This window comes from Bradyrhizobium sp. IC3195 (assembly GCF_020193585.1).
In the GTDB taxonomy this organism is placed as follows: domain Bacteria; phylum Pseudomonadota; class Alphaproteobacteria; order Rhizobiales; family Xanthobacteraceae; genus Bradyrhizobium; species Bradyrhizobium yuanmingense.
Map to the genome: position 1 here is coordinate 1 of NZ_JADYVG010000068.1, position 1,417 is coordinate 1,417.

General features: G+C 60.1%; 1 protein-coding gene. It reads left to right on the top strand.

Going from position 1 to position 1,417, the window contains the following annotated elements; translation table 11 throughout:
* Nucleotides 1-91: 91 nt before the first annotated feature.
* A partial coding sequence (locus I6F09_RS37115; RefSeq protein WP_225190198.1) for a transposase occupies nt 92-1,417 on the top strand: 1,326 nt, incomplete at its 3' end.

Consider the following 1,417-nt stretch of genomic DNA (forward strand, 5'->3'; position numbering starts at 1 on the left):
CCTGGCAGCGCTGCCGCGTGGGATCGTTGAAAAAGTCCGAATTGACTGATTCCATTCTTGTCGGCGATTCGCGATCGGCGGAGCAAACGAGATGCTGGGGCGCAAGGAGCGGGATCAGCTTGAGCTCTTCATCACCGGCTCGCTCAAACAACTCGTCCCAGACGAGCACGTGCTGGCGCGGGTCGATCGTGTGCTCGACCTGACTTGGCTAAGGCAAGAGGTCACCGACTGTTACTGCGCGAATGACGGCCGGCCCGGCATCGATCCCGAAGCGGCGGTACGGCTGATGCTCGCCGGTCTGCTCAGCGGCATCGTGCACGATCGCAAGCTGATGCGTGAAGCTCAGGTCAACATCGCGATCCGCTGGTTTGTCGGTTATGGCCTGCATGAGCAACTACCGCACCATTCAAGCCTGACGCGCATTCGCCAGCGCTGGGGCGAAGAGCGGTTCCGTAGGATCTTCAAGCGCACGGTCGAGGCCTGCCTGAAGGCCAAGATCGCCACTGCGGAGGTGGTCCACATCGATGCGTCGCTGATCCGCGCCAATGTGAGTTGGGACAGCCTCACCGAGCAGCATGTGGTGGATGTCCTGAGCGAAAATCAAAACGAGGATGAAAGCGAGGCTGAGAAAACGGGCCGACAGAGTGGCAAGTACAAGAAGGTCTGCACGACCGACCCCGATGCGACGATGGCCACGAATGCCCGCAACCGGCGGCTGGAGCCCTCTTACAAGCAGCACACGGCCGTCGATGACAAGGTCGGAGTCATTTTGGACGTCGCGGTCACAACTGGACAAACGAACGAAGGCGAGATGATCGAGCCGCAAGTCGACGAGGTTGAAGCGATTACAGGCATTGACATCAAAACGGTCACCGCCGATGCCGGCTATGCCTACGCTAAAGTATACGGTGCTCTCGAACGGCGCGGCATCGATGCCCTGATCCCAGCTAAAGCTGAACCGATCAAGAGTCGCGTACCGCTCAGGCGCTTCCGGTACGACGCCAAGCACGACATCCTGAAGTGCCCGCGAGGACGTGTCTTGCGGCCCGCGCGACCCATCAAGCACGGCCGTTTCTTTTACTCAAAGGCAAAGGATTGTGCCCGGTGTCCGCTCAAGGGTGATTGCCTATCGAAGGGGCGAGTTAATAAGGCAGTTGTTGTAGGGAACGATTATCCGGCACTGCTCCGCGCCCGGCGCCGTCGCGAACGATGGAGCTGGCAGGATCGACGGCTCTATCAGCGTCATCGCTGGCGTTCAGAGGGCTTCCATGGCGAAGCCAAGACCTGGCATGGGCTGGCGCGCGCCATACGGCGTGGTCTACCGAACATGAAGATCCAGGCCTATCTGACGGCCGCCGCCATCAACCTCAAGCGGCTGGCAGCCGCTCTTGTTGCGCTTCTTTTGTGCTTGATCGCC